Here is a 23,436-nt window from a genome sequence, read left to right as displayed (position 1 = left end):
ACCAGTTGGAGTTGTCGAAGTGTCGGCCTCTTGTATAACTTCTGTAGTCGCTACAGGATCAAGACGGGAAAACTCATATGTTTGCGATTGGGGAAGCGTCCCGGCAAAGCGGTGTCGGCATTGAAACGATCCGCTACTACGAACGCGAAGGGATCGTGCCCAAACCAGAACGGGCACCTAATAACCGGCGGATGTACTCCGCGCACGATGTTGGAAGGCTTCGTTTCCTTAAAAAATGCCGTGATTTAGGCTTTCCACTAGCCGATACAAAGACGCTTCTCAGCCTGTCCGAAGGCGACGGAGAGGATTGCCGATCCGTAAAAGAGCTGGCTGAGCTTCATATCTTCAATGTGCGTGAAAAGATAAACGAGCTGCAGCGATTGGAAGCGGCGCTGAACGAACTCACAGCCAACTGCGACAGCGGGAATGTCTCTTGCCCCATGCTTTCGAAACTACGTACCGACTAGTGAAACTTTGGGCTCAGAGCAGTCGTTCTCAATCATTTGGACACAGGACGAGGCGTATCCCTAGCTACGGCTACAATCTTGCACATCCTCGCGGAAAATTCCCCACGATCCACAGTTTCACAAAAATCGTTTTTTGAATTAACCTTAAAGCCATTGATTTCAGGAGGGCTTTTCATGTCATCAAAACTCATGGCCGAATTCTTCGGCACATTCTGGCTGGTACTGGGTGGCTGCGGCAGCGCGGTGTTGGCGGCGGGTGTGGCCGATGTGGGCATCGGCTGGCTGGGCGTTTCGTTTGCCTTTGGTCTGACGGTGCTGACCATGGCCTATGCGGTCGGGCATATCTCGGGCGGGCATTTCAATCCGGCGGTCAGCCTTGGTCTGATGATCGGCGGGCGGTTCGACGCCAAGGATCTGATCCCCTACTGGACCGCTCAGGTGATCGGAGCGATTGCCGCCGCAGCGGTGCTGTACCTGATCGTCAGCGGCGCGCCGGGGTTTGAGGGCGTGGGCGGCTTTGCCTCGAACGGATATGGCGCGGCCTCGCCCGAAGGCTATTCGATGTTGTCGGCGCTGGTGATCGAAATCGTCCTGACCGCGTTCTTCATCATTATAATACTGGGCGCGACATCCAATTTCGCACCCGAGGGGTTTGCTCCGATCGCCATCGGGCTGGGGCTGACGCTGATCCACCTAATCTCGATCCCGGTGACCAACACATCCGTAAACCCAGCCCGCTCAACCGGCGTGGCCTTGTTTGCCGAGGGTCCGGCGTTGTCACAGCTTTGGTTGTTCTGGGTGGCACCCCTGATCGGCGGCGCGATTGGCGCGCTGATCTGGCGGGCAATGGGCGACGACTAAGCCCAAATGGTAAAGGCCCCGCGCAACTATGCTGCGGGGCCTTTATCCGTTATTCCGTCACGGTGACTTTTTTCATCGTGTCCGGCTGTCCGATCACCGCGCCATTCGGACCGTCGCCGCGCTTGATCGCGTCGACCACATCCATGCCGTCGGTAACCTGCCCAACAACTGTGTACTGGCCATTCAGGAACGGGCCGGGTTCAAACATGATGAAGAACTGCGAATTGGCGCTGTTCGGGTCTTGCGCGCGAGCCATGCCGACAACGCCACGGTCATAGTTGAAATCCGAGAACTCGGCAGGCAGATCGGGGCGATCCGAACCGCCCGTGCCCGCACGGCGCATGTCGCCACCGATACGGCCAAACTCAACGTCGCCGGTTTGTGCCATGAACCCATCGATCACGCGGTGGAACACCACCCCGTCATACTGACCGGCAGCGGCCAGAGCGGTGATCCGCTCGACATGTTTGGGCGCAAGGTCTTCGAACAGATCGACGGTGACAGTGCCATTGGCCCCCTCGCCCTCGATTTCGATTTCCAAACCCGTAGCCAGCGCCGGGCTGGCCAGCAGAGCAAAAACAGCGGCCAGCTTATGCATCGGCGGCCACCTTGACGCTGATCATGCGGTCGGGGCTTGCGGGCGGCTCACCACGTACGATGGCATCCACATGCTCCATGCCGTCGATGACGCGGCCATAGACGGTGTACTGACCGTTCAGGAAATGGTTGTCCTTGAAGTTGATGAAGAACTGCGAGTTGGCCGAATCCGGGTTCGCCGAACGCGCCGCACCCAGCGTGCCGCGATCATGGGGCAGTTTCGAGAATTCCGCCGGAACATTAGGCAGCGACGAGCCACCGGTGCCCGCCATGCGCAGGTTGAACCCGTCTTCCATATCACCATGCTGTACATCGCCGGTTTGCGCCATGAACCCGTCGATCACCCGGTGGAAAGCGACGTTGTCATACTCACCGCCACGGGCCAGCTCTTTCATGCGGGCCGAGTGCTGCGGAGCCACGTCGGGCAGCAGCTCAATCACGACATTGCCGTCTTTCAGCTCAATGATGATCGTGTTTTCGGGGTCTTTGATCTCGGCCATCTGGCCCTCCTGTCTTTGAAACTTGCGCAAATACCTAAGACGCGAGCGCGCGAATGCCAAGTGACGCATTGACCTGAAGGCAAAATGCAGGAAAAGAACCGCCTGAAACTGGATGCAATGGGCAAGGATAAGCACGATGGGCTGGAAATCTCTGGACGATATGGATCTGAACGGCAAACGGGTTCTGGTGCGCGTGGATATCAACGTCCCCGTCGCGGACGGCGTCGTGACGGATGACACCCGCATCCAGCGGATCGTGCCGACAGTGCGCGACATTCTAGGTGCAGGCGGCAAGCCGATCCTGCTGGCGCATTTCGGCCGCCCCAAGGGCGAGCGCGTTGCCAAAATGTCGCTGAAACAGCTGGTCCCCGCGCTCGAGGTCGCCTTCGGCACGCCGGTGCGTTTCGCCGATGACTGCGTCGGACCCGAGGCTGAAGCCGCCGCCGCATCGCTGGACGATGGCGAGGTTCTGCTGCTGGAAAACACCCGCTTCCATGCCGATGAGACGAAAAACAGCGTTACCCTTGCCGAAGGCATGGCCAAACTGGGTGACATCTACTGCAACGACGCATTCTCGGCCGCGCACCGTGCCCACAGCTCGACCGAAGCCCTCGCTCGTCTGCTGCCCGCCTGTGCCGGACGCCTGATGCAGCAGGAACTGAGCGCGCTTGAGGCCGCCCTGGGCGCACCCAATCGGCCCGTCACCGCCGTTGTTGGCGGCGCAAAAGTGTCGACCAAGCTGGACCTGTTGGGCAACCTGATCGAGAAGGTTGACTATCTGGTCATCGGCGGCGGCATGGCCAATACGTTCCTGGTGGCCAAAGGGATCGACGTGGGCAAATCGCTGGCCGAACACGCCTTGACCGACACCGCCGCAGAAATCCTCGGCAAGGCGGAAACCGCAGGCTGTACCATCGTCCTGCCGTGCGACATCGTTGTGGCCGAGGCGTTCGAGGCCAACGCCCCGCATCAGGTTCTGCCCGCAGATCAATGCCCGTCCGATGCCATGATTCTGGATGCTGGTCCCGAAAGTGTCGCCGCCGTGTCCGAGGTTTTGGAAAAGAGCCAGACCCTGATCTGGAACGGCCCGCTGGGCGCGTTCGAGCTGACCCCGTTCGACGCCGCCACCAACGCCGCCGCGCTGAAAGCCGCCGCGCTGACCCGCGATGGCAAACTGACGTCGGTCGCAGGCGGTGGCGATACGGTTGCTGCGCTGAACGCATCCGGTGCCGCAGCTGATTTCTCGTACATCTCGACCGCAGGCGGTGCCTTCCTGGAATGGATGGAGGGCAAGACCCTGCCGGGTGTCGCCGCATTGGATCAGTAAGCGCCCAATCCTCAGGCCTCAGCTTTTTGTTCACAGGGGATTCACAAGCCGAATCACCTGTGACATAGTGCGTTCAGACATCCGCAAAGGATGCGTTTCTGAGGCAGTTTTTTATACGGCGGTTAACACAGTGACCCGTTCCCATCGGCCCGGTTTGGGGGCTTTCATCTTCTTCTCGATCGCGTTCATGCTGGGCGTCTATTTCACCTTTGCCGCCGTGCAGGGGGATTACGGCCTGTTCCGCCGCGTCGAAATTGCCGCCGAACGCGATGTCCTGTCCCGCGATCTGGCGCAACTGAATGCCGAGATCGACCGGATGGAGAACCTGACCCGCCGCCTGTCCGACACCTATCTCGATCTCGATCTTCTGGATCAGCAGGCCCGCTCGGTCCTCGGCATGATCCGGGCAGACGAGATAGTCATCCAATAAGCCATAAACACTTCCCCCGGCTGCCAGAACGCTGATCGGACATGGCCGCAAATCGCGCGTCCTGCCCCCGCGTCATTTTTGTTCTCGCCAGATGAGGTGAAATGCCTTATTAGATAGTTTAACGCTAAACTATCTGTCCGAAAGGGGGAGATCGCCACGATGGCCGCGCGAAAAACCACAAAGAAACCAAATGTTTCTGCGGAAGAACTCACCACCTATTACCGAGAGATGTTGTTGATCCGCCGATTCGAGGAAAAGGCAGGCCAGCTCTATGGCATGGGTCTGATCGGCGGCTTTTGCCACCTTTACATCGGTCAGGAAGCAGTCGTTGTCGGCCTCGAGGCTGCTGCCAAGGAAGGCGACAAACGGATCACCTCGTATCGCGACCACGGCCATATGCTGGCCTGCGGCATGGATCCGGGCGGCGTGATGGCCGAACTGACCGGGCGCGAGGGCGGCCTGTCCAAGGGCAAGGGCGGCTCGATGCACATGTTCTCGAAAGAGAAGCATTTCTACGGCGGCCACGGCATCGTCGGCGCTCAGGTTCCTCTGGGTGCGGGTCTGGCCTTTGCCGACAAGTACAAGGAAAACGGCGGCGTCACTTTCACCTATTTCGGGGACGGCGCGGCCAACCAGGGTCAGGTCTATGAGACGTTCAACATGGCAGCCCTCTGGGATCTGCCTGTGGTTTTCGTGATCGAGAACAACCAATACGCGATGGGCACCGCCCAGGCGCGCTCGACCTCATCACCCGACATTTACGTGCGTGGTGAGGCCTTCGGCATCCCCGGCGAGATCGTCAACGGCATGGACGTGCTGGCGGTCAAAGCCGCAGGCGAAAAAGCCGTTGCCCACTGCCGCGCGGGCAAGGGCCCCTACATCCTCGAGGTCAAGACCTACCGCTATCGCGGCCACTCGATGTCCGATCCGGCCAAGTACCGCACCCGGGAAGAGGTTCAGAAGGTCCGCGAACAAAGCGACCCGATCGAGCACGTGCGCGAGTTGCTGCTGACCGGCAAACACGCGACCGAGGATGACCTGAAAGCGATCGACAAAGAGATCAAGGAGATCGTCAATCAGGCCGCCGAATTCTCGAAAGAAAGCCCCGAGCCGTCGCTGGACGAGCTTTGGACAGATATTTACGCCTGAGAGGACGATTAAGACATGGCAACCGAAATTCTCATGCCCGCCCTTTCGCCGACAATGGAAGAGGGCACGCTGGCCAAATGGCTGGTCAAGGAAGGCGACACCGTATCCTCGGGCGACATCATGGCCGAGATCGAAACCGACAAGGCCACGATGGAGTTCGAAGCCGTTGATGAAGGCATCGTCGGTAAGATCCTGATCGGCGAGGGGACCGAAGGGGTCAAAGTGAACACCCCCATCGCGATCCTGGTTGAAGAAGGCGAAGACGCTTCCGCCCTGCCCGCGGCTGCACCCGCAGCCGCAGCGGTGACCGAGGCCGCCCCTGCGGCGGTTGAGGCTCCCGCTCCTGCCGCAGCAGCCCCCGCCGCGCCGGTGGTGGACCTGTCGCCGGATTGGCCCGCTGACGCAGAGATGGCGCAGCAAACCGTCCGCGAATCCCTGCGCGACGCCATGGCCGAGGAAATGCGCAGCGACGAAGACGTCTATCTGATGGGCGAAGAGGTCGCGGAATATCAAGGCGCCTACAAAGTCTCTCAGGGCCTGCTGGATGAATTCGGCGGCAAGCGCGTGATCGACACGCCGATTACCGAGCACGGCTTTGCCGGTATCGCCGTTGGTTCGGCCTTTGGTGGCCTGAAACCGATTGTCGAGTTCATGACCTTCAACTTCGCCATGCAGGCGATTGACCACATCATCAACTCGGCTGCCAAGACGCTTTATATGTCTGGCGGTCAGATGGGTTGTCCCATCGTGTTCCGTGGCCCCAACGGTGCCGCCGCCCGCGTGGCCGCGCAGCACTCTCAGGACTACGCCGCATGGTACATGCAGATCCCCGGCCTCAAGGTGGTCATGCCCTATTCGGCAGCCGACGCCAAAGGTCTGTTGAAATCGGCCATTCGTGATCCCAACCCGGTGATCTTCCTGGAAAACGAAATCCTCTATGGTCGTTCGTTCGACGTACCGCAGGTGGATGACCTGACCATCCCGCTGGGCAAGGCGCGCATCTGGCGCGAAGGCTCGGACGTGACCATCGTCAGCTTCGGCATCGGCATGCAATACGCGCTGGAAGCCGCCGACAAGCTGGCCGAGGACGGCATCAGCGCCGAGGTGATCGACCTGCGCACCATCCGCCCGATGGACACTGGCGCGATCATCAACTCGGTGATGAAGACCAACCGTCTGGTGACCGTGGAAGAAGGCTGGCCGCAAGGCTCGGTCGGCAGCTACATCTCGTCCGTGGTGATGCAGGAAGCGTTTGATTATCTCGACGCTCCGGTCATCAACTGCACCGGCAAGGATGTTCCGATGCCTTACGCCGCGAACCTCGAAAAGCTGGCCCTGATCACCACAGATGAGGTGATCGCCGCCGTCAAACAAGTGACCTACCGGTAAGGAGCGACACAGATGCCTACAGAAATTCTGATGCCCGCCCTGTCACCGACCATGGAGGAAGGCACGCTTGCCAAATGGCTGGTCAAGGAAGGCGACACCGTATCAAGCGGCGACCTTCTGGCCGAGATTGAAACCGACAAGGCCACGATGGAATTCGAGGCGGTCGACGAAGGCACCATCGGCAAGATCCTGATCGCTGAGGGCACCGAAGGCGTCAAAGTCAACACCGCCATCGCCGTCCTGCTGGAAGATGGCGAAAGCGCCGATGATATTGGCACTGCGCCTGCCGCAGCCCCAGCGGCTGCACCTGCAGCCGCCGCGGGCAACGAGGTTGCCGCACCAGCGGCGTCCGAGGCGCCCGCCCCTGCTCCGGCGGCTCCGGTCAAGGCGGATGGCGGTCGTATCTTTGCCTCACCTCTGGCCCGGCGCATCGCTGCGCAGAAGGGTCTGGATCTGGCGCAGATTACTGGTTCCGGCCCGCATGGCCGCATCGTCAAAGCGGATGTCGAAGGCGCAACTGCAACCGCCCCGGCGGCGGCCCCCACGCCTACCGCAGCCACCCCTGCCCCCGCAGCAGCAGCACCGGCAGGTCCGTCGACGGATATGGTTGCCCGCATGTATGAGGGCCGGGATTACGAGGAAATCGCCCTCGACGGCATGCGCAAAACCATCGCCGCGCGCCTGTCCGAAGCCAAACAGACCATCCCGCATTTCTACCTGCGCCGGGACATCAAGTTGGACGCGCTGCTGAAATTCCGCAGCCAGTTGAACAAGCAACTGGAAGCGCGCGGCGTCAAGCTCAGCGTCAACGATTTCATCATCAAGGCCGTCGCCAACGCGCTGCAACAGGTCCCCGAATGCAACGCCGTCTGGGCGGGCGACCGGGTGCTGCAACTGAAACCCTCGGACGTCGCCGTTGCGGTTGCCATCGAAGGCGGGTTGTTCACCCCGGTTCTGCAGGATGCCGACACCAAATCTCTATCGGCGCTGTCGACCGAGATGAAGGACCTCGCCGCCCGCGCCCGCGAGCGTAAGCTGGCGCCGCATGAATATCAGGGTGGCACCTTCGCAGTTTCCAACCTCGGCATGTTCGGCATCGACAATTTCGACGCCATCGTGAACCCGCCACATGCCGGTATTCTGGCTGTCGGCACTGGCGCGAAGAAACCAGTTGTCGGAGAGGATGGAGAGCTGACCGTCGCCACCGTGATGTCCGTCACCATGTCGGTTGATCACCGCGTCATCGACGGCGCGCTTGGGGCGCAACTGCTGCAGGCCATCGTGGACAATCTGGAAAACCCGATGGTCATGCTGGCCTGATCAAATCACCTCCGCCGGGGTCTAAACCCCGGCGGGGCCTTTCTCGATCACTGCCGTGATGTGAGCGCGCGTGATCGCCCAATCGGTTGCTCAACCCCGCTCGCTTCCCCACCTTTGTGCAGACGGCTTCGCAAACCAAAGGTGGACCATGCGCTTTTCTGATCTGATCAAAACCCTGCTACTGGTTGCTGTGACAGCAACCGCATTGCCCGCGGCTGCAATCGCAAAGCCCAACAGCTATCCGGGTGAGAACTCAAAATTCAAATCCACCGACCCGGCCGTGATCGCGAAACAACGGGTCGAACGCGAACGACGCATCCAGCTGCGAAAACAAAAACGGGAAGAGCGGCGGCGCGAGCGACAGAACCGGAGGAACAACCGCTCGAACTGATCCTTACTGGTCTTTTCCCAGCATGTGGTCCATCGAGATCGAAGGCTGATCACAGCCAGCCTCGCCCACGATTTTTGCCGGGATACCCGCCACGGTCTTGCAGGCGGGTACAGGTTGCAGAACCACCGACCCGGCGGCGATGCGGCTGCAATGGCCAACCTTAATATTACCCAGCACTTTGGCCCCGGCACCAATCAGAACACCGTCGCCGATTGTCGGATGGCGCTGCTCCTCTTCCTTGCCGGTCCCGCCCAGCGTAACCGAATGCAGCATCGACACATTGTCACCGACGATGGCGGTCTCTCCGATCACGATGGAATGGGCATGGTCGATCATGATCCCCTTGCCCATTTTCGCCGCCGGATGAATGTCGATCCCGAAAATCTCGGACGAGCGCATCTGGAAGAAATAGGCCAGGTCATGCCGCCCCTTGCGCCACAGCCAATGGGCCACGCGATAGGCCTGCATGGCCTGATAACCCTTGAAGTACAGGATGGGCTGCAACAGACGGTGGCAGGCCGGGTCACGTTCGTACACCGCCATCAGGTCGGCGCGCGCGGCTTCGATTAGCGAGTTGTCGTCGTCATAGGCCTCGTCCACGATCTCACGCAGGACCATCATCGACATTTCATTCGAACACAGCTTGGCCGAGATGCGATAGGACAACGCCCGCTCAAGGCTGCGGTGATGCAACACACAGGCATGCACCAGCCCGCCCATCAGCGGCTCTTGCTGGACGGCCGCCTGGGCCTCGGATGTGATGCGATCCCAGACCGGGTCGACAGGTGTCACTTGGCTGCGCGTTTCAAACATGGCTTTGATCCTTTGCTCCGCCTAGAATGCCATCTAGTGGCAAAATCGCCAAACGCAAACCCTTGATGTGCCTCGCAACAAAAAATGAATGCCGTCGATCTGAAACATTTCAAAGAGTTGATCCATCAGCGCCTGAACGCGCTGCGGGCGCAATCGGTATCGGGACAGCAGGCGCAGGCCGTGGTTGAACTTGATCAACAGGCGGTCGGGCGGCTCAGCCGGATGGATGCGCTGCAGAATCAGGCCATGGCCAAGGCGCAGCAGGTGCGCAGGGACACCGAGACCCTGCGCCTGAGGGCCGCATTGGCCCGGATGGAAGAGGACGAATACGGCTATTGCGAAGATTGCGGTGACGAGATAGCGCAGGGCCGGCTGAAGCTCGATCTGGCCGCCACCAAATGCGTCAGCTGCGCCTCGGGCTAGTGTGGAACCGGATCAGGGCACTCAGAACCAGCTCAAAACACCGACAATACTGCAGGTCGTCGAATCCCGGCTCATCCGCCAATTCCCGGCTGCGCGCCACAGTCATCAGCGCGCCATTTCCGTAGACCGGATGCAGTTGACCGGTCGCCTTGACATGCTGATCGGCCAGTTCGGCCTCGGCGATCATGCGGGCGCACGGGCGATGACGCGCCGCCTGCGGCGCGGCCAACAAAGCCCGCGCCGCCGCGCTGATGTCTCCGTGCAGGACGGGACGCACCGCGGCCTCAGCCGACCAACAGCCGGGCCACTGCACCGGGACCATAGCTGGCCGAGACCTGAGCCACCGCAACCTCATAGGCACCGCTCAGGCCATCATCGGCCCTCATGGCATCCGTATATTGCCAGCCCGGTGTGGTCGTGAGCGCCTCACGCAGAACCGCACCGCCTGAAAGAACACGGATCAGATAGGATTCGCTTTCTTCGCCCAGCGGAACCTCAAGCCCGTCCCAGCTGTCTCCGTCGATGCGCGTGCGCCGTACCCAGGTGAAGTTGTCTGCCGCAGGGGTTGATGACAGACGCAGATGCACGGGCGCATAGGGGCGCATCCCATTGCCGTCAAACGCCTCAACCAGATGTACATAAGCCGGGTCCTCGTAACTGCGCGTCGCCGGACCGATGCGATAGTGCTTTGCCACCCGCCGCTCGGTGCGCAGCAGGCCCAGTTGATAGACCCGCTGATCCAGCAGGACAAAGGTTGACCCCTCGGGCCAGACCTCGGGCACCAGCGCATCGGTGCCCAATTGTCCGCGCAAACGGCCTGACAGGTGATAAACGCCCGTCTCCTGCAAGCTGGCTTCCGAGAACTGGAACAGCTCCCAATTGCCCGGCGTGCCATCGCCGATCGCCGCCAGATTGGCCCCGCTCAGCAAGGCCGACCGGGGGCGCGATTCCAGCAACCCGTCGATCAGGTTCACCCGCAGCGCTGGCCCTTCATCCCAGATCCCGGCACGGGCGCGCCGCAGTGGGGTCTCGGTGAACCCGATCACCGCCTGCCCGGCAATGAGTTGCTGCAGGCTGTAATCTTCGTCCTGCGCCGCCGAATAAACCGCAACGCTGCCGGGCCAGGGATCAGCCGACGCCGCTAGATAGGGCGCATGCGGCACCTCTGATCCGGTGATCAGCGGCAGATCCATGAAAACCGGCAATACCGGAACCGGGGCGGTGTAAGGTTTCGCCGTCACCTCGTCATCCTGCACATCCGCACGCGCGTATACGCCCGGCTCGATCCGCACCGCATCGGCCAGCTGCATCTCGGCCTGTTCCAGCCGGTCGATACGATACAGCGCACCCGCCCCCTGCCCGGCCCCAGGCAAGCGCATCACATCACCGGCACCCACATGCAGCAGCGACGGCGGCAAAGCAAATCTCGCTGTCTCGCGTGAGATACGCGCCTCGCTGAGCCACCGCTCGACCGTTTGCCGCCCTTCGGCGCGGGTCATCGACAGTGGCATCTCGTTCACCGCAACCGCATGAGTGCTGTCATCCGGCAACACCGCTTCTTCGGCGACCACATCATGATTGGCGTCCGACTGGACAAAGCGCAGACGCACGCGGCCCATCATCTCGGCCTCGGCCTCACGACGGTATTCAACCGATCCGTCGATATCCGAACTAATGGCGATATGATCCGGGTCCAGCTCATACGCGCGGCGTCCGTCGCGGGTGCGGAACACCAGCACGCCTTCGCGCTCAATCGCGTCGAACCCATAACGCAGCATCAAAGGCTGCAGGGCCTGACGCGCATTCATCACATCCTCGACCGCATAGCCGCGCACCATTCCATATAGAGCCGAAACATCGATCTCCGTCACCCCCGCCTCATGGCAGATCTCGGTCACCACAGAGGCCAGCGTCCGCGACCCGGACCGCCCGTTCAGCCAATGCCCGCGCGCATAGTTCTCACCATCCGTCCATTGCGAGCGCAGGTTCGGAAAGGTCGGGTAAGGCCGTGCATCCCAGGCCCAGACATAGGCGTTCGACATATCGACCATCGGACCGTCATAGATATCCGACACCGGGTTGACCTGCGGGTCGCTCCAATATCCCAGCATCGCCCTGAGATATTGGACCAGTATAAAATCGTCCCGCATCCCGTTGGAATATTTTGGCAATTCCGATTCCGACGATTTCGGGTCCAGAAACTTGTTTGGCTGGTTGGTACCCTTGTCGATGGCCGCGCAACCCAGCTCAGTAAACCAGATCGGCTTGGACCCCGGCACCCAACTTGTCGGATTTTCCTGCCGGACACCCCCGATGCGCTCGTGATGCCGGTTTGCCCACCAGTTGCGCAGGTCCTTATAGCGCCATACCCAAGGCTCACCATGGGCATCATCGGTGATCGGCGTCCGCACCTGCGCCTCGGCCTCTTCGGGCGAGGCATAATACCAGTCATAGCGCTCACCGCCCTCGATATTGCCGCGCAGATAATCCAGATCGTAGATCGATCCGACTTCGGCATCCAAATGCGCCTCGCCATCCCGCCAGTCAGACAGGGGCATGTAATTGTCGATGCCCACAAAATCGATGTTGTCATCGGCCCAAAGCGGGTCCAGATGGAAATAGCGATCACCGCTGCCATCCTGTGGCTGATAGCCAAAATACTCGGTCCAGTCGGCGGCATAGCCGATCCTGGTGCCTGCACCCAGAATATCGCGCACCTCTGCCGCCAGAGCGCGCAACTGCGCAACCGCCGCAAAGCCCGATGCGCCCCGGATCTGTGTCAGGCCACGCAACTCGGACCCGATGCAGAACGAGTCCACCCCGCCTGCCGCTCTGCACAGGGCGGCATAGTGCAAAATGAACCGGCGCAATCCCCATTCCTGCGGGCCGCTATAAGTCACCTCGCCGCCACCCATCGAAAAATGCGACGCGCGGGCGGTGCCGAAAAACGCCGCCACCTGAGCATCCGCTGCGGCAGTCTGATCCGGCGAGCCTTCGCGTCCGGGTGCCACGTCCAACGTGATCCGGCCCCGCCACGGCAGATGCGGCTGATCCGCAGCTTCCGACCATGGATCGGGCAGGCCGTTCGACTGTAGCTGTTCCATCAGAATGAACGGATAGAACATGACACGCTTTTCAGTGTCTTTCAGACGTTTGATCGCCTGGACCACCGACGCATCCGCTGGCGTGCCGCCATAGACCGGTCGCCCATCGACCTTTCGCACCGTACCGGCCTGCTCCCGCGAGACACCGGAAACGCTCCAGGGCATGTTCTTGCCGTCGGCGCTCTTGCGTTCGACCTTCGGGCGTATCTTACACTCACCACAGCGCAGATCATCCCCAAACCACGACACGATCAACGAAGCCGACTCGCACCCCGGCAGTTCACGTTGCAAAGCCCGCGTCGACGTCCACAGGTCGGACCGGCCGGATGGCGAGTTCACATTCGCCGCCCAGCTGCGCCCCTGCCCCTTGGAATAGTTCACCTGAGACGACGCCAACGCGTATTCGCCCGTGCCCGGCATCAGCGCCACGCCCTTGATGATCCGCGACAGCGCGTCCTCAGCGTCGGGCATTCCATCTTGTTCCTGTCGCACCACCTCGAACGAGAATTGCGGCACGCGATTGCCATATGGACCCAGTTGCAAATCCTCGATCACCACATAGGCTGTACCGCGATAGGCGGGCACTTTGCCCGCACCTTCAATGGCTTCCATCAGTGGATCGGGCAGCTGCGAGTGGCTGCCGCGATAGATGCGCATATTCAGCGATCTGCGCTCAACCTCTTCCCCATCCGCCCAGACACGTGTGATATCGGCAACTTTGCCTGCCCCCACCGCAATCGCCAGCGAGATTGAATAGCTGTAGCTAAGTGTCGTCGTTTCCACCTCGGATGGTTTCGGCGCGCTCCCTTTGCCGCCACCGCCGGTGGTCTGGGTCGTGGTCGAGGTGCTGCGCGTTTCCAGAAAGTCCGACGCCCAGATCACCTGACCGCCCACGCGCATCCGGCCGAATACCGTTGCAACTGGCGCACCCTCGCCGGTTTCGGTCAGGCGAAAGCGATCCAGACGACCGGTCTCGACCACTTCGCTGCCACCGCCCATGACGGATTGTCCCATCAGCCGGTTGTCGATCACCCGGCCCAGCGTGGCCCCCACCGCACGGCCGATAACAGCCGCTGACAGGCCCGCGACCGATCCACCGATCGAGCCACCAATCGCAGCCCCTGCCGCGGACAACAGAATAGTAGCCATCAGAGATCCTCCTGCGGGAATGCGAAGCAGACAACGACACGGCGGCGCCAGGGCTCGCTCAGCGTGTTTTCGACAACGCCATGTCCGGAATAGGCGTGGATAAAGCGCGCCGGATTGCTCTCGCTGACAATGCCCAGATGCTTGGCCACCGCCGCATCGCGCATCCGGAACAGCAGCACATCGCCCGGAGCCATATCTTCGGGCGGTTTCTCGATCAGGTGGCGGCGGGCAGCGGCCCACATCCGCTCTTCGCCCTGCGGCTCGGACCAGTCCATGCTGTAGACCGGCGCCGCCTCGGGCTCATGCCCTTTCACGGCGCGCCACACGCCGCGCAGCAGGCCCAGACAATCCGCACCCGCACCCCGGACCGAGGCTTGGTGCACATAAGGTGTCCCCAGCCAGCGCCGCGCCTCATCAACAATGTTCTGATGTGCCTGCATCACCGCCTGCTCCCCCCTTTGTTGCGATTGCTTCTCTTGGGTATGGCCATCACCCAGTCTTCGTGTGGAAGATCAGGAAAGCCTTGAAAGTTCATGATATTATTAAATTTTAACCGACAGGTGTTCATGCGCTTGTCACACCCCGCCGTCAGTTGGACGCGGTCGCCCACCGCCAACCCGCCTGCGATCGCAGACCATAACGTGACGCTGCGCCCGCCGCTCTCTCGCTGGTCCTGCTTGATCGTGGCCCAAAGCCCACTGGCCGCACCGGTCAGCACATCCAGCCTGCCTCGTTCGAACCATGCCTTGTCGGCACTCTCTGCCCCCCGCAAGCGCAAGACTGTACTTTCCAGACCGACAATCTCGGCCTTTGCACGATATCCCGGCGTATCCAAAGCGAACCGGCAGGCGCGATCCCCCAGAACGGCGGTGCAGGGCTTTTGATAGATCCGGCCCAAAGGACGGTTCAGCAGATCGGTCAGCCCGCGCAATTCCGCATGAAACGCTCCGCCTGCGCGGCGCAATTCCCCGATCGAGCCGCGAAATTGCAGCATCCGCTGCTCGGTCGCGGCCCAATTGACCAGCCAGGCCCGCACCTCGGCCCCGTCAAAGCGCCCCGCCTCGATATCCTCTTCCCGAACCGAGGCATCAGACAGCGCGCCCATCGCCTCGGTGTTGTCGATGGACAGGCCCGTCGCCTGCTCGATCGCCGCAGCAGTCAGGCCGGTGCTGGCCTTGAAGGTCAGCCCGTCAAAGCTCAGCTCCAAATCATGATCGGTGAAACCGAATGTCTGCCCGTCGCGGCGCGTTATCGCCCAACAACGGCAGGTCGTGGTCAAACCGCTTTGCAGATGCGCCTGCAGCGCCTGTTTGTCCCCGCTCATCAGACCCGCACCTCAACCACCGGCACGTTCGGCGCATCCCCCGCCTGAAAGCTGGCGACGCTGGTCTGGATCTTGTCCGTGTCGAACCGCACCGGCACATCGAATTCGAACCCTGCGGTAATCTCGACCTGCTCCAGCGGCGGCGTGGCGAAGGTCACCCTCCCCGAAGCAAGATCGACCTCAAAATCGACGCCCTCGCGCAGCGTGTCCTGATCCAGCCCCAGCGTAACGGTGCCCAGCACCGGCTTCAGGATCGGTCGGACATAGCTGAACCCGCCCGAGCTGTAGGTCTTGACCAGTTGAAACGAGACCGTCTCACCATCGCCGCGCGCAATCACCTGATCGCCCTTGTCCACCTCAGCTGTCGCCGCAGCGGATTTGAAATCCGACCAGTCCTTCCAGCGAAAGCCGAACATCTGACCCTGCCGCGCCTCGAAGAACGAAATCAGTGTCTCGATATCGTCCAAAGACCGCAGCCCCAGCCCAGCGTCATAGCGTCTGCGCGAATGCGCCCAAGGGGTGTTGCGTTCTTCAAACCCGTTGGCCAGCGTCACGATATCCGTGCGCCGTTCCGGTCCCCCGACTGAGCCGAAACTCAGGCTGGCCGGAAATCTCACCTCGTGGAAATTCATCACCTGCTCCCGTTATCTGTTGCGATTGCCGCGACCCAGCGCGCGGCTCATCTGCGCCGCGATCTGCCCCTGAGAGCGTCGGAATCCCTGCACGTCCGGCGTGGTGATATTCATCACCACATTCACCGCGCGCCCGCCGCCCTGCGTCCGCACGCCCAGCTTGCCATCGGCCCCGCGCGCCAGCGGCATGATCGCCTCGGGGCCCGCCTCGCCCATCAACCCGGTGCCGCCGCGCATCGGGAACATGGTCGGGCTGCTGACGATGCCGCCATTGGCAAAGGGCATCACGCGGCCCTGAGAAAAACTGCCACCATCGGCGAACGGAAGGATGCCCTGCACAAGGCTGCCAACCCCATTGGCCAGCATGCCGCCGAAATGATCCGTCACCGGCTTGATCGCCGCCGAATAGGCGGTCTGGATCATCGAGTTCTTCAGTACATCCAGCGCACTGGACAGGTTCATCCCGTCCAGCACCACGCCATCAAACGCCTTGCGCAAGCCGCCGGACATGCCACGCTCCAGCGTCGCCACATCCTTTCCGGTTTCTTCAAACGCGGCGCTGATCCGCTTCATCTGGCCATCGAACGCCGATGCCATGGTGGCGGCGTCGCCCAGCGCATCGCCCAGCGCCTCTCCCCGCTCCTGCAGGTCATCAAACCCTTCATGATCCGCCATCGCACTCTCCTTGTGTCTTGTCCGGGTAGGCGACCAAAAGCGCATCCAACCCGGCCCGGTTCATCGCCGGCATTCCTGCACCCTGCCCCAGCATCAGCCGCAGCTCGGCCGGGGTCAGACGCCAGAACTGCTCGGGCGTCAGGCGCAGGCCCAGAAACCCGGCCCGCATCAGCGCAGGCCAGTCGAACCCGCTCACCCCGGCACCATGAAGGCGCGCGCCAGCAGTTCTGCCGCCGCCTTGGCCCCGGCCATCGGTCCGCCCGCGATCTCGGCATGCAGCAGGTCAGCGCGGGTCACCTGAGACCCGCCGCCGCGCAGCCCCGCAACAAGCAAGGCCAGCACATCGCCGCTGGAATACCCGCCGCCTTCAAACCGCTGCACCAGTTCGACCAGAGACCCGGCCTGCAGCTCCTGCTCCAGTTCTGCCAAAGCACCCAATGTCAGCTTGAGCACCCGCTGCTCCCCATCGATGGTCAGCGCCACCTCGCCCGTCCACGGATTGACCATCAGAGCGCCGTAAAGCTCAGCGCACCGGCGCTTGCCATGCTCATCTCATAGGTCGCCTCACCGTTATGCGAGCCCGCATATTCGATGCTGCTGACCTGAAACGGCCCTTCGACAATGCCGAAATCGGGGATGATCACCTGAAACCCGGGCGTCTCGCCATCAAAGAACAGCTGACGCGCACGCTCGTCCGTGCCCGCGTCCTTGAACACGCCGGACCCTGAGATCGAGGCCGACTTGACCCCCGCCCCCGACAACAGCTCGCGCCACCCGCCCTGACTTTCCAGGCTGGTGACATCCACACTTTCCGCGTTGAAACTGATCCGCGTGGCGCGCAGGCCCGCGATGGTTTCGAACAGGCCCGTGCCGTTCATATCCACTTTGACCAACAGGTCTTTTCCGTTCTGGGCAGCCATATGCTCTCTCCGTTGATTGCTTAGTCGTCTTCCACGCGGGCGCGGAATCTCAGGTCGATCTGGCGGATCGCGCCGCCGGTTCCCGTGCGGCGAGCAGAGGCGCGTTCAAACCACAGCCCCACCAGATGGCCCCGGTCCAATGTCAGCGCCGCACCTTCCAGCGCATCACACACCGCGCCGGCCAGCGTCTTGGCCGCGCCGAAACCCGCCGCCTCCGACACCACCGAGACCGTGAAGCGATGTACCGCACCTGCGCCTGACCGGTCCGATGCCTCACGCACCTCCTCCGGCCCCAAGGTCACGTAAGTCTGAGGCAACACCCCCGAGGGCACCGCGTCATAGATTGCGCCGCCGGAAAGCGAACCGACCTGCGCATCCCCCGAAAGCTGCTGAAACACCGCCGCCTGCAAAGCGGCTGAAACGCCATAGCTCATGCCGCCACCTCTTCATCTGCAAAACAGGTCAGGTACTGGCCACGCCCATCGCGTTCAGCCACTGCGCGGATCACGAAGCGCCGCGCGCCTTCGCGAAACCGCTGATCCGGCGCGGGGCGCATGGTTGATCCCTCGGGCGCACCCCGCACCACGATGCGATAGCCAACCCGCGACACCGAGGCGCCGCCCACAGCCCGTTCCGCCCCGCTGCGCGCCGTCACCTCTGCCCAAAGCGAGCCCAGCGCAGCCCATGTCTCGGTATAGCCCCCGGCGCCATCGGCCACGCGCGTCGCGGCCTCCAGCACCAGCTTGCGGTTCAGTCGCGGCGCGCTCATTGCGTCACCCCTGCACCGAAGCGCACTGTGCGATAGCGCTGGATCAGGCTGGTCACGCCGAACGGCATACACCCCGCGCCCAGCGCCGTCTCATCGCGATATTCATAGTAATGCGCCGCCAACAGCAGCACGGCCTGCCCCAGATCAGCGGGCAAGCCGCCCCAATCCGATGCCATTCCAGCCGTGAAGACAATCTTCACCGAACCACCTGTCTGCACCTTGGGCAAACATGAGCTCGCCGGACGCAACCGAGGGCGCTGCGCATCACGTTCCAGCCGATAAGCCGCCGCATCCATCACCGTCTCGGCCCCTGCCGCATCCGCCACCATCACCGCGTCAATCGCACCGACCGGGGCCACCGGCAGCACCTCACCCGCCGGGTCGCGCCAGCCGTTCAGGCTCCACGAAAATTCCCTCTCGATCAGCACCTTGCCGGTGCGCGCCTCGATCGCCGCAATGGCCGCGCGCAGAAAGCCGTTCAGCACCTCGTCCTGCACGGCATCTTCGGCAAACCCCGTGCCCAGCCGCAGATGCGCCTTGAACTGATCCACCGGCAGCGCCGCATCCGCGATGGCGGTTTCTTCGATCAACATCATCCATTCACTCCGCAATCTCGGACCCCTCCGGGGGCCTCACTCAAGAAAATGACGGGCACGCGCCGCCCCACGTTGCTCGGACGGAGGGGAGCAGCTAGACAACGCAGGGGATCTCACCCCGGCCCGCGCCCGCCGCCCGAGGGGCGCAAAGCCCCCCGGATTCAGCCCGCTTTAGGCGGTGCCGAATTTCACCAGCTTGATCGCAGCAAAATCGCTGACGTCGCCGCCCACGCGCTTGGTCGCGTAGAAAAGGACATGCGGCTTGGCGCTGAACGGATCGCGCAGCACGCGCAGATCGGGACGCTCGGCAATGGTGTAACCCGCCTGAAAGTCACCAAAGGCAATCGAGAAACTGTCGGTTGCCGCATCCGGCATATCCTCGGCAATTAGCACCGGATAGCCCATCAGACGCGCTGGCTCACCGGCGGCCAGACCGTCCGACCACAGGAATCGGCCATCGCTGTCCTTCAGCTTGCGGATCAGGCCGGCGGTTTTCGAATTCATCACGAAGGTTCCGTTGACCCGGTACTGCGCGCCCAGCGCATAGACCACATCGACAATCGCATCCGCATCAACACCACCGTCAATGCCAGTCGGCACATAGCCCAGATTGCCCCAGGCCCAGACGTCATTGTCGACGGCCGGATGATCCAGAATACCCTTGGGCTTGTCCGCGCCGTCACCCGCGATAAACGCCGACGCCTCGGCACGGGCGAACTTGTCGGCAATACGACCGGCCAACCAGCCCTCGACGTCAAAGGCACTGTCATCCAGCAATCGCTGCGAGGCCTTGGGCAGCGCGCTCAGCTCGTGCAGCGCAATCGAAATTCGGTCAATCAACGGCGTCGCCGTCTCAGCCGTGGCCGAAGCTTCATCCGCCCAGCCCGCACCCACATCCGTATGGTCGATCAATACATCGAACGAATTCGCCTCGACATTCACCACCGACGCAATTGAACGGATCGAGGCGGTCGAATTCAGCACCGATTTGATCGTCTCGGCAGTCTGCGGATCGACCAGATAGCCGCCATCGCTGTTCACTGCGGTCGACAGCGATTTCGCCTCGATCTCAAGCCCGCGCAGCCCGTCATCCTCGCCCGAACGCACATAGGCGTCGAATGCCTTCTGATGCGGTGCGCCGTCCTCGATCGAGGCCGCAAGATGCGGGCGTGCCGCGATGGTTGATTTACGATCCAGCATGGTCAGTCGCTCTTCTGTCTGTTGCAGTTGGGTTTTAACTTCGGCCTTGAGGCCCTTGAATTCATTCACGAAGCCAGCCATCGCCTGCTTCACCTCCTGAACCAGGGGCGCACCCTCTCCGGTCAAGGCCGGGGTCTCGGTCTTGCTCATCAGCACTTCCTTTTTGGGTGGGGTTTGAGGCGCGTCAGCTCCGCGCCAGCTCCTGCCGGGCGTCGTTGAACACCTCGGCAATACTGCGCCAAGTGTTTTCAACGTCAGGCTCAAAACCCTTCGCCGCCACCCGCGCACTGGGCAGCATCGGGAAAGTCACCAGCGACACCTCCCACAGCTCCAGTTCGGTCAGGACCCGCTGGCCCTTGTCATTCTTCACCGCCCGCCTGGTGCGATAACCAATCGACAGGCCATCCATCGCCCCCGCCCGGATCAGCTCCGCCGCCTCACGGCCCTTTTGCGTGCTCTCCAGCAGACGCCCCTTGACCCACAGGCCCCGGTCGTCCTCGCGCACCTCGTCCCAGACACCAATGGGCTGCGCCGGGTCGTGCTGCCACAGCATCTTGACCCGCTGACCAGCGGCCTTGAGCCCCTCAAGCGATCCGCGATACGCCCCCCGCTGCACCACATCACTGCCCTGATCGACCTGTCCGAACAGGCTGGCGTAACCTTCGATCACCGCATCCTCAGACACGGAAAGCCCATCCCCAAATCGAGCAAACTTATGTTCTAAATCCATGAACTTCTCCAAGTAACTTGCTGTACTCATGGCGTTACCACCAGAATGGATTGAAACGCCTGCGCAAGGATCACCGCGACCACGCCATAGACCGTCAACCACAACCGCTTCTCCAGCCGCTCCATCATCTCTTCGATCTGATCCAGCCGCCGACAAAGATGGGCATGCTGGATCTCGGCCACCCGCTCATGCGCGGCCAGACGCAGCCCCGGCGCGCATTCGAACGGAGGATACCCGTCAGACATCCGCCCGCTCCGGCAGCCCCAGCAAAGCGCGCTTCTCGGCATCCGTCAGGAAATCGGCCCCGTTGACCCGCGCCCATTGCGCATCGCGTTCCGCCGACAACGCGGGCACCTGATCCAGATCGGGCTTCAGCACCAAATCCTCACCCGAGAATCTCGCCAACCAGTCGGACACCGCCGCCGCCACCCGCGTCACCAGGGGCAGCACGGTCAGGCGATAAAACGCCCGGTTGGCCTCCTGATAGTTCGAATAGGTCGCGTCGCCCTGAATTCCCAGCAGCATCGGCGGGACCCCAAAGGCCAGCGCGATCTCGCGGGCGGCGGCTTCCTTGGTCTGTTGAAACTCCATATCGGACGGAGAGAACCCCATCGGTTTCCAATCCAGCCCCCCTTCCAGAACCATCGGTCGACCCGCATTGCGCGCCCCGCGATAGTTCTGCTCGATCTCATCGGACAAACGCCGGAACTGATCCTCAGCCATCACCCCATGGCCGTCACCCTTCCACACCAAAGCGCCAGAAGGTCGCGCCGCATTGTCCAGCAGCGATTTCGACCAGCGAGAAGCGCTGTTATGCACATCAATCGCCATCGCCGCCGCCTGCATGGGCGAGAACCCATAGTGATCATCCTGCGGGTGGAACGATTTGATATGACAGATATTCTCCGCCGCAAACCGGTGCTTTTTACCGCCGACTGCGTAATCATACGCCTTGGGCCAGCCATCCGCCCCCGGCACCACGCTCATCCGATCCGAGCGCAACACATGCAGCTCAACGGGCAGCCCCTCCTCGGCCCGAACCGCCTCGACATACGCATTGCCCGACAGCAACAACTGCCCGAACAAGGCCTCCATCAACTCCGCCCGCCCCTGCGCCGCATTCGGACGGCACATCAGCGATAGGATCGGATGCACATCAAACCGCTGCGCCTGATCCTGCAACACCAGAGGCAACGCCGCCGCCGCCTCGGCGATCAACTTGACGGATCGAAACCCCACCGGGTTCCCCGAAAACCCCGTCCGCGTCAGCGACACCTCATCCCGAGGGCTCCACGCCACGCGCCCACCCGTCTGCCACGCCACCACCGGCCCCGCCGCGCTCGCCTTTGCCTCGGGCGCTTCCCCAGCCGATCCACGACGCAAGAAATCGAATACCATCTGTGCTCCTTTCTGCCGCCGCTCTGCCCGGCTTGTTGAAAGGAGTTATGACGGGAAAAGGTTTAAGCCTTGGGAATGGGGCGTGCGGGGGTTGGGCAACAGTTCAATCCTGCGAATTGTTTCGGTTCTCAAATCTGCCTTCGATCACCCCGAACATGAGAATGATATATATCCAGGGCAATGCAATTACGTAGTAATGGACTGATCTTTGTTCGGACATAGACGCAATCAACAGAATTGCGACAAAGATCAATCGAACAAACAGACCTTTTTTAAGAAGAGGGAGCTCATCTCGAGATGGTATTCTCAGCACCTTTCCGATGAAATTCATAGCCCTACTTGTCATGACAACACGATCGAATAGTCGCAACTAAGTGCTCAGCATCCGGAACATAGTCTAACAGTATTGGATAGTATGTCCTGCCAAAGAGCATCGGATGTCCAGGATGAGAGAGTCCAAGCCCGAATGGTTGCACCTGCTGTTCAGAAAGAAGAATGCCAACTTCCAGCGACGGATAGGGGCGGCTTTCAACTATAGAATACGGAAAGGTCGCTGAATGCTCACACGAAACGATGTAGAGTCGGACACCAAACCGCCAGTTTCGACCGCGCCGGCAGATTATTACGCGCCTGTTCGTAACAAAATATGCCAAGTTAAACAGGACGTAGTGACGTTGACTTGCGATGCTATACGAAAAGGCAATGAAAACGAACGTCATTGCGCCGTATATCCAATAAGCTTCAAAGCGGCCAAAATCGGCATTGGCATCGATGAATGGAAGCGTTGCCCACATGACCAGCGAAGCGATCAACAGGAATATATGAACCTTCCGCTCATCACCTACTGCCTGAAAGAACTTGCGCCCATAACCGGGCTCCCCTGACCAGAGCAACTTTTCGTAGGGGTCAAGAATGTCTTTTAAATCAAATGTGTTAGAGCTGGTTACCGTGACCTTTTGCATAGCGAAGCCATTACACTGTCAATTCTCTCGAAACCAGTCGTTAACAGTCTATAGCAAACTTGTTTGAAGCTCTATTGCCGTCATTCCTTCGCCATCGCTAAGTTTACAAACTCCGCACCCTAGGCCACCGATACGCCCCCGCAGGACCCACAACCAACTCATGCAGCGCCCAGACCAGTGCGTCGACCCGGTCGGGCGAACCCTGCCCTTCGAACCCGCCCGCCGTCATCTAGCGCACCTGCCCCTCCAGCGGGCCGCCGCCCCGTCAACCAACCCGACCGTTGACCGACAGGCCATTCGGACATCAATA

General features: G+C 61.4%; 29 protein-coding genes. 9 read left to right on the top strand and 20 right to left on the bottom strand.

Annotated features, from left to right (window positions below; all coding sequences use genetic code 11):
• The first annotated feature begins 77 nt into the window (after positions 1 to 77).
• Both ACR0K9_RS02620 and aqpZ read left to right on the top strand, forming a co-directional pair.
• Complete coding sequence (locus tag ACR0K9_RS02620; protein ID WP_480820515.1) at positions 78 to 467, top strand: MerR family transcriptional regulator; 390 nt, start codon at positions 78 to 80, stop codon at positions 465 to 467.
• A gap of 174 nt (positions 468 to 641) precedes the next feature.
• A complete protein-coding gene (gene aqpZ / locus ACR0K9_RS02615) occupies positions 642 to 1,328 on the top strand; it encodes an aquaporin Z (RefSeq protein ID WP_480820513.1) in 687 nt (228 codons plus the stop codon).
• A 49-nt stretch (positions 1,329 to 1,377) separates the two neighbouring features.
• Here the strand turns inward: aqpZ and ACR0K9_RS02610 are convergent, their stop codons facing one another.
• Together ACR0K9_RS02610 and ACR0K9_RS02605 are read right to left on the bottom strand one after the other, a co-directional pair.
• Positions 1,378 to 1,926 carry a peptidylprolyl isomerase gene (locus tag ACR0K9_RS02610; protein WP_480820511.1) on the bottom strand — a complete coding sequence of 183 codons (549 nt, stop codon included), beginning with the start codon at positions 1,924 to 1,926 and terminating at the stop codon, positions 1,378 to 1,380.
• Positions 1,919 to 2,425, bottom strand: a complete 507-nt coding sequence (locus tag ACR0K9_RS02605; RefSeq protein ID WP_480820509.1) for a peptidylprolyl isomerase — start codon at positions 2,423 to 2,425, stop codon at positions 1,919 to 1,921. The genes ACR0K9_RS02610 and ACR0K9_RS02605 overlap by 8 nt, the downstream gene beginning before the upstream one ends.
• Positions 2,426 to 2,561: 136 nt before the next feature.
• Between ACR0K9_RS02605 and ACR0K9_RS02600 the strand changes: the two genes are divergently transcribed.
• The 6 genes from ACR0K9_RS02600 (at position 2,562) to ACR0K9_RS02575 (ending at position 8,431) form a co-directional block, all read left to right on the top strand.
• A complete protein-coding gene (locus tag ACR0K9_RS02600; protein ID WP_480820507.1) occupies positions 2,562 to 3,752 on the top strand; it encodes a phosphoglycerate kinase in 1,191 nt (396 codons plus the stop codon).
• Between the two features lie 130 nt (positions 3,753 to 3,882).
• A complete protein-coding gene (locus tag ACR0K9_RS02595; RefSeq protein ID WP_480820505.1) occupies positions 3,883 to 4,182 on the top strand; it encodes an FtsB family cell division protein in 300 nt (99 codons plus the stop codon).
• A gap of 159 nt (positions 4,183 to 4,341) precedes the next feature.
• On the top strand, positions 4,342 to 5,331 hold the full coding sequence (pdhA, locus tag ACR0K9_RS02590) for a pyruvate dehydrogenase (acetyl-transferring) E1 component subunit alpha (protein WP_480730063.1): 990 nt from the start codon (positions 4,342 to 4,344) through the stop codon (positions 5,329 to 5,331).
• A 15-nt stretch (positions 5,332 to 5,346) separates the two neighbouring features.
• Positions 5,347 to 6,720 carry a pyruvate dehydrogenase complex E1 component subunit beta gene (locus ACR0K9_RS02585; protein WP_480820503.1) on the top strand — a complete coding sequence of 458 codons (1,374 nt, stop codon included), beginning with the start codon at positions 5,347 to 5,349 and terminating at the stop codon, positions 6,718 to 6,720.
• A 12-nt stretch (positions 6,721 to 6,732) separates the two neighbouring features.
• Positions 6,733 to 8,040 carry a pyruvate dehydrogenase complex dihydrolipoamide acetyltransferase gene (locus tag ACR0K9_RS02580; protein WP_480820500.1) on the top strand — a complete coding sequence of 436 codons (1,308 nt, stop codon included), beginning with the start codon at positions 6,733 to 6,735 and terminating at the stop codon, positions 8,038 to 8,040.
• A gap of 148 nt (positions 8,041 to 8,188) precedes the next feature.
• Complete coding sequence (locus ACR0K9_RS02575) at positions 8,189 to 8,431, top strand: hypothetical protein (protein WP_480820498.1); 243 nt, start codon at positions 8,189 to 8,191, stop codon at positions 8,429 to 8,431.
• A 3-nt stretch (positions 8,432 to 8,434) separates the two neighbouring features.
• On the opposite strand, the gene cysE is transcribed toward ACR0K9_RS02575, so the two are convergent.
• Positions 8,435 to 9,244, bottom strand: a complete 810-nt coding sequence (gene cysE, locus ACR0K9_RS02570) for a serine O-acetyltransferase (RefSeq protein WP_480531799.1) — start codon at positions 9,242 to 9,244, stop codon at positions 8,435 to 8,437.
• 84 nt (positions 9,245 to 9,328) lie between these two features.
• Between cysE and ACR0K9_RS02565 the strand changes: the two genes are divergently transcribed.
• Positions 9,329 to 9,667: a TraR/DksA family transcriptional regulator gene (locus ACR0K9_RS02565; RefSeq protein WP_480820496.1), complete on the top strand. Its 339-nt coding sequence runs from the start codon at positions 9,329 to 9,331 to the stop codon at positions 9,665 to 9,667.
• Here ACR0K9_RS02565 and ACR0K9_RS02560 read toward each other — a convergent pair.
• The 17 genes from ACR0K9_RS02560 to ACR0K9_RS02480 all read right to left on the bottom strand — a co-directional run bounded on the left by ACR0K9_RS02560 (position 9,648) and on the right by ACR0K9_RS02480 (position 23,126).
• Complete coding sequence (locus ACR0K9_RS02560; RefSeq protein ID WP_480820494.1) at positions 9,648 to 9,944, bottom strand: DUF7742 family protein; 297 nt, start codon at positions 9,942 to 9,944, stop codon at positions 9,648 to 9,650. The genes ACR0K9_RS02565 and ACR0K9_RS02560 overlap by 20 nt on opposite strands.
• Before the next feature lie 7 nt (positions 9,945 to 9,951).
• Positions 9,952 to 13,920 (bottom strand): baseplate multidomain protein megatron, encoded by a 3,969-nt coding sequence (locus tag ACR0K9_RS02555; protein WP_480820493.1) that lies wholly within the window; start codon positions 13,918 to 13,920, stop codon positions 9,952 to 9,954.
• Positions 13,920 to 14,360: an NlpC/P60 family protein gene (locus ACR0K9_RS02550; RefSeq protein ID WP_480820491.1), complete on the bottom strand. Its 441-nt coding sequence runs from the start codon at positions 14,358 to 14,360 to the stop codon at positions 13,920 to 13,922. Before ACR0K9_RS02550 ends, ACR0K9_RS02555 begins: the two co-directional genes overlap by 1 nt.
• Entirely contained in the window at positions 14,360 to 15,244 is an 885-nt protein-coding gene (locus ACR0K9_RS02545) for a DUF2163 domain-containing protein (protein ID WP_480820489.1), read from the bottom strand. Before ACR0K9_RS02545 ends, ACR0K9_RS02550 begins: the two co-directional genes overlap by 1 nt.
• Positions 15,244 to 15,876 carry a phage distal tail protein, Rcc01695 family gene (locus ACR0K9_RS02540; RefSeq protein WP_480531787.1) on the bottom strand — a complete coding sequence of 211 codons (633 nt, stop codon included), beginning with the start codon at positions 15,874 to 15,876 and terminating at the stop codon, positions 15,244 to 15,246. Before ACR0K9_RS02540 ends, ACR0K9_RS02545 begins: the two co-directional genes overlap by 1 nt.
• Before the next feature lie 12 nt (positions 15,877 to 15,888).
• Positions 15,889 to 16,551 carry a phage tail tape measure protein gene (locus ACR0K9_RS02535; RefSeq protein WP_480820487.1) on the bottom strand — a complete coding sequence of 221 codons (663 nt, stop codon included), beginning with the start codon at positions 16,549 to 16,551 and terminating at the stop codon, positions 15,889 to 15,891.
• Positions 16,538 to 16,747 (bottom strand): rcc01693 family protein, encoded by a 210-nt coding sequence (locus ACR0K9_RS02530; protein WP_480820485.1) that lies wholly within the window; start codon positions 16,745 to 16,747, stop codon positions 16,538 to 16,540. Before ACR0K9_RS02530 ends, ACR0K9_RS02535 begins: the two co-directional genes overlap by 14 nt.
• Entirely contained in the window at positions 16,744 to 17,058 is a 315-nt protein-coding gene (locus tag ACR0K9_RS02525) for a gene transfer agent family protein (RefSeq protein ID WP_480531781.1), read from the bottom strand. The genes ACR0K9_RS02530 and ACR0K9_RS02525 overlap by 4 nt, the downstream gene beginning before the upstream one ends.
• Positions 17,058 to 17,471, bottom strand: coding sequence for a phage major tail protein, TP901-1 family (locus ACR0K9_RS02520; protein WP_170779913.1), 414 nt, complete (start codon positions 17,469 to 17,471; stop codon positions 17,058 to 17,060). Before ACR0K9_RS02520 ends, ACR0K9_RS02525 begins: the two co-directional genes overlap by 1 nt.
• A 20-nt stretch (positions 17,472 to 17,491) precedes the next feature.
• Positions 17,492 to 17,905: a DUF3168 domain-containing protein gene (locus tag ACR0K9_RS02515; RefSeq protein WP_480820483.1), complete on the bottom strand. Its 414-nt coding sequence runs from the start codon at positions 17,903 to 17,905 to the stop codon at positions 17,492 to 17,494.
• Entirely contained in the window at positions 17,902 to 18,240 is a 339-nt protein-coding gene (locus ACR0K9_RS02510) for a phage head closure protein (protein ID WP_480820481.1), read from the bottom strand. The genes ACR0K9_RS02515 and ACR0K9_RS02510 overlap by 4 nt, the downstream gene beginning before the upstream one ends.
• Positions 18,237 to 18,836 (bottom strand): head-tail connector protein, encoded by a 600-nt coding sequence (locus tag ACR0K9_RS02505; protein ID WP_480820479.1) that lies wholly within the window; start codon positions 18,834 to 18,836, stop codon positions 18,237 to 18,239. Before ACR0K9_RS02505 ends, ACR0K9_RS02510 begins: the two co-directional genes overlap by 4 nt.
• Before the next feature lie 171 nt (positions 18,837 to 19,007).
• Complete coding sequence (locus ACR0K9_RS02500; protein WP_480820477.1) at positions 19,008 to 20,186, bottom strand: phage major capsid protein; 1,179 nt, start codon at positions 20,184 to 20,186, stop codon at positions 19,008 to 19,010.
• 34 nt (positions 20,187 to 20,220) lie between these two features.
• Positions 20,221 to 20,766: an HK97 family phage prohead protease gene (locus tag ACR0K9_RS02495; protein WP_480820475.1), complete on the bottom strand. Its 546-nt coding sequence runs from the start codon at positions 20,764 to 20,766 to the stop codon at positions 20,221 to 20,223.
• Between the two features lie 26 nt (positions 20,767 to 20,792).
• Positions 20,793 to 21,011, bottom strand: a complete 219-nt coding sequence (locus ACR0K9_RS02490; protein ID WP_170489631.1) for a GTA head formation protein, RCAP_rcc01685 family — start codon at positions 21,009 to 21,011, stop codon at positions 20,793 to 20,795.
• Entirely contained in the window at positions 21,004 to 22,164 is a 1,161-nt protein-coding gene (locus tag ACR0K9_RS02485) for a phage portal protein (RefSeq protein WP_480820473.1), read from the bottom strand. The genes ACR0K9_RS02490 and ACR0K9_RS02485 overlap by 8 nt, the downstream gene beginning before the upstream one ends.
• Before the next feature lie 335 nt (positions 22,165 to 22,499).
• Positions 22,500 to 23,126 carry a hypothetical protein gene (locus ACR0K9_RS02480; protein ID WP_480820471.1) on the bottom strand — a complete coding sequence of 209 codons (627 nt, stop codon included), beginning with the start codon at positions 23,124 to 23,126 and terminating at the stop codon, positions 22,500 to 22,502.
• Between the last annotated feature and the right edge of the window lie 310 nt (positions 23,127 to 23,436).

This window comes from Ruegeria sp. L12 (assembly GCF_056531745.1).
Note: the sequence above shows the minus strand (reverse complement) of the source record. Positions and strands in the feature narration are given on the sequence as shown.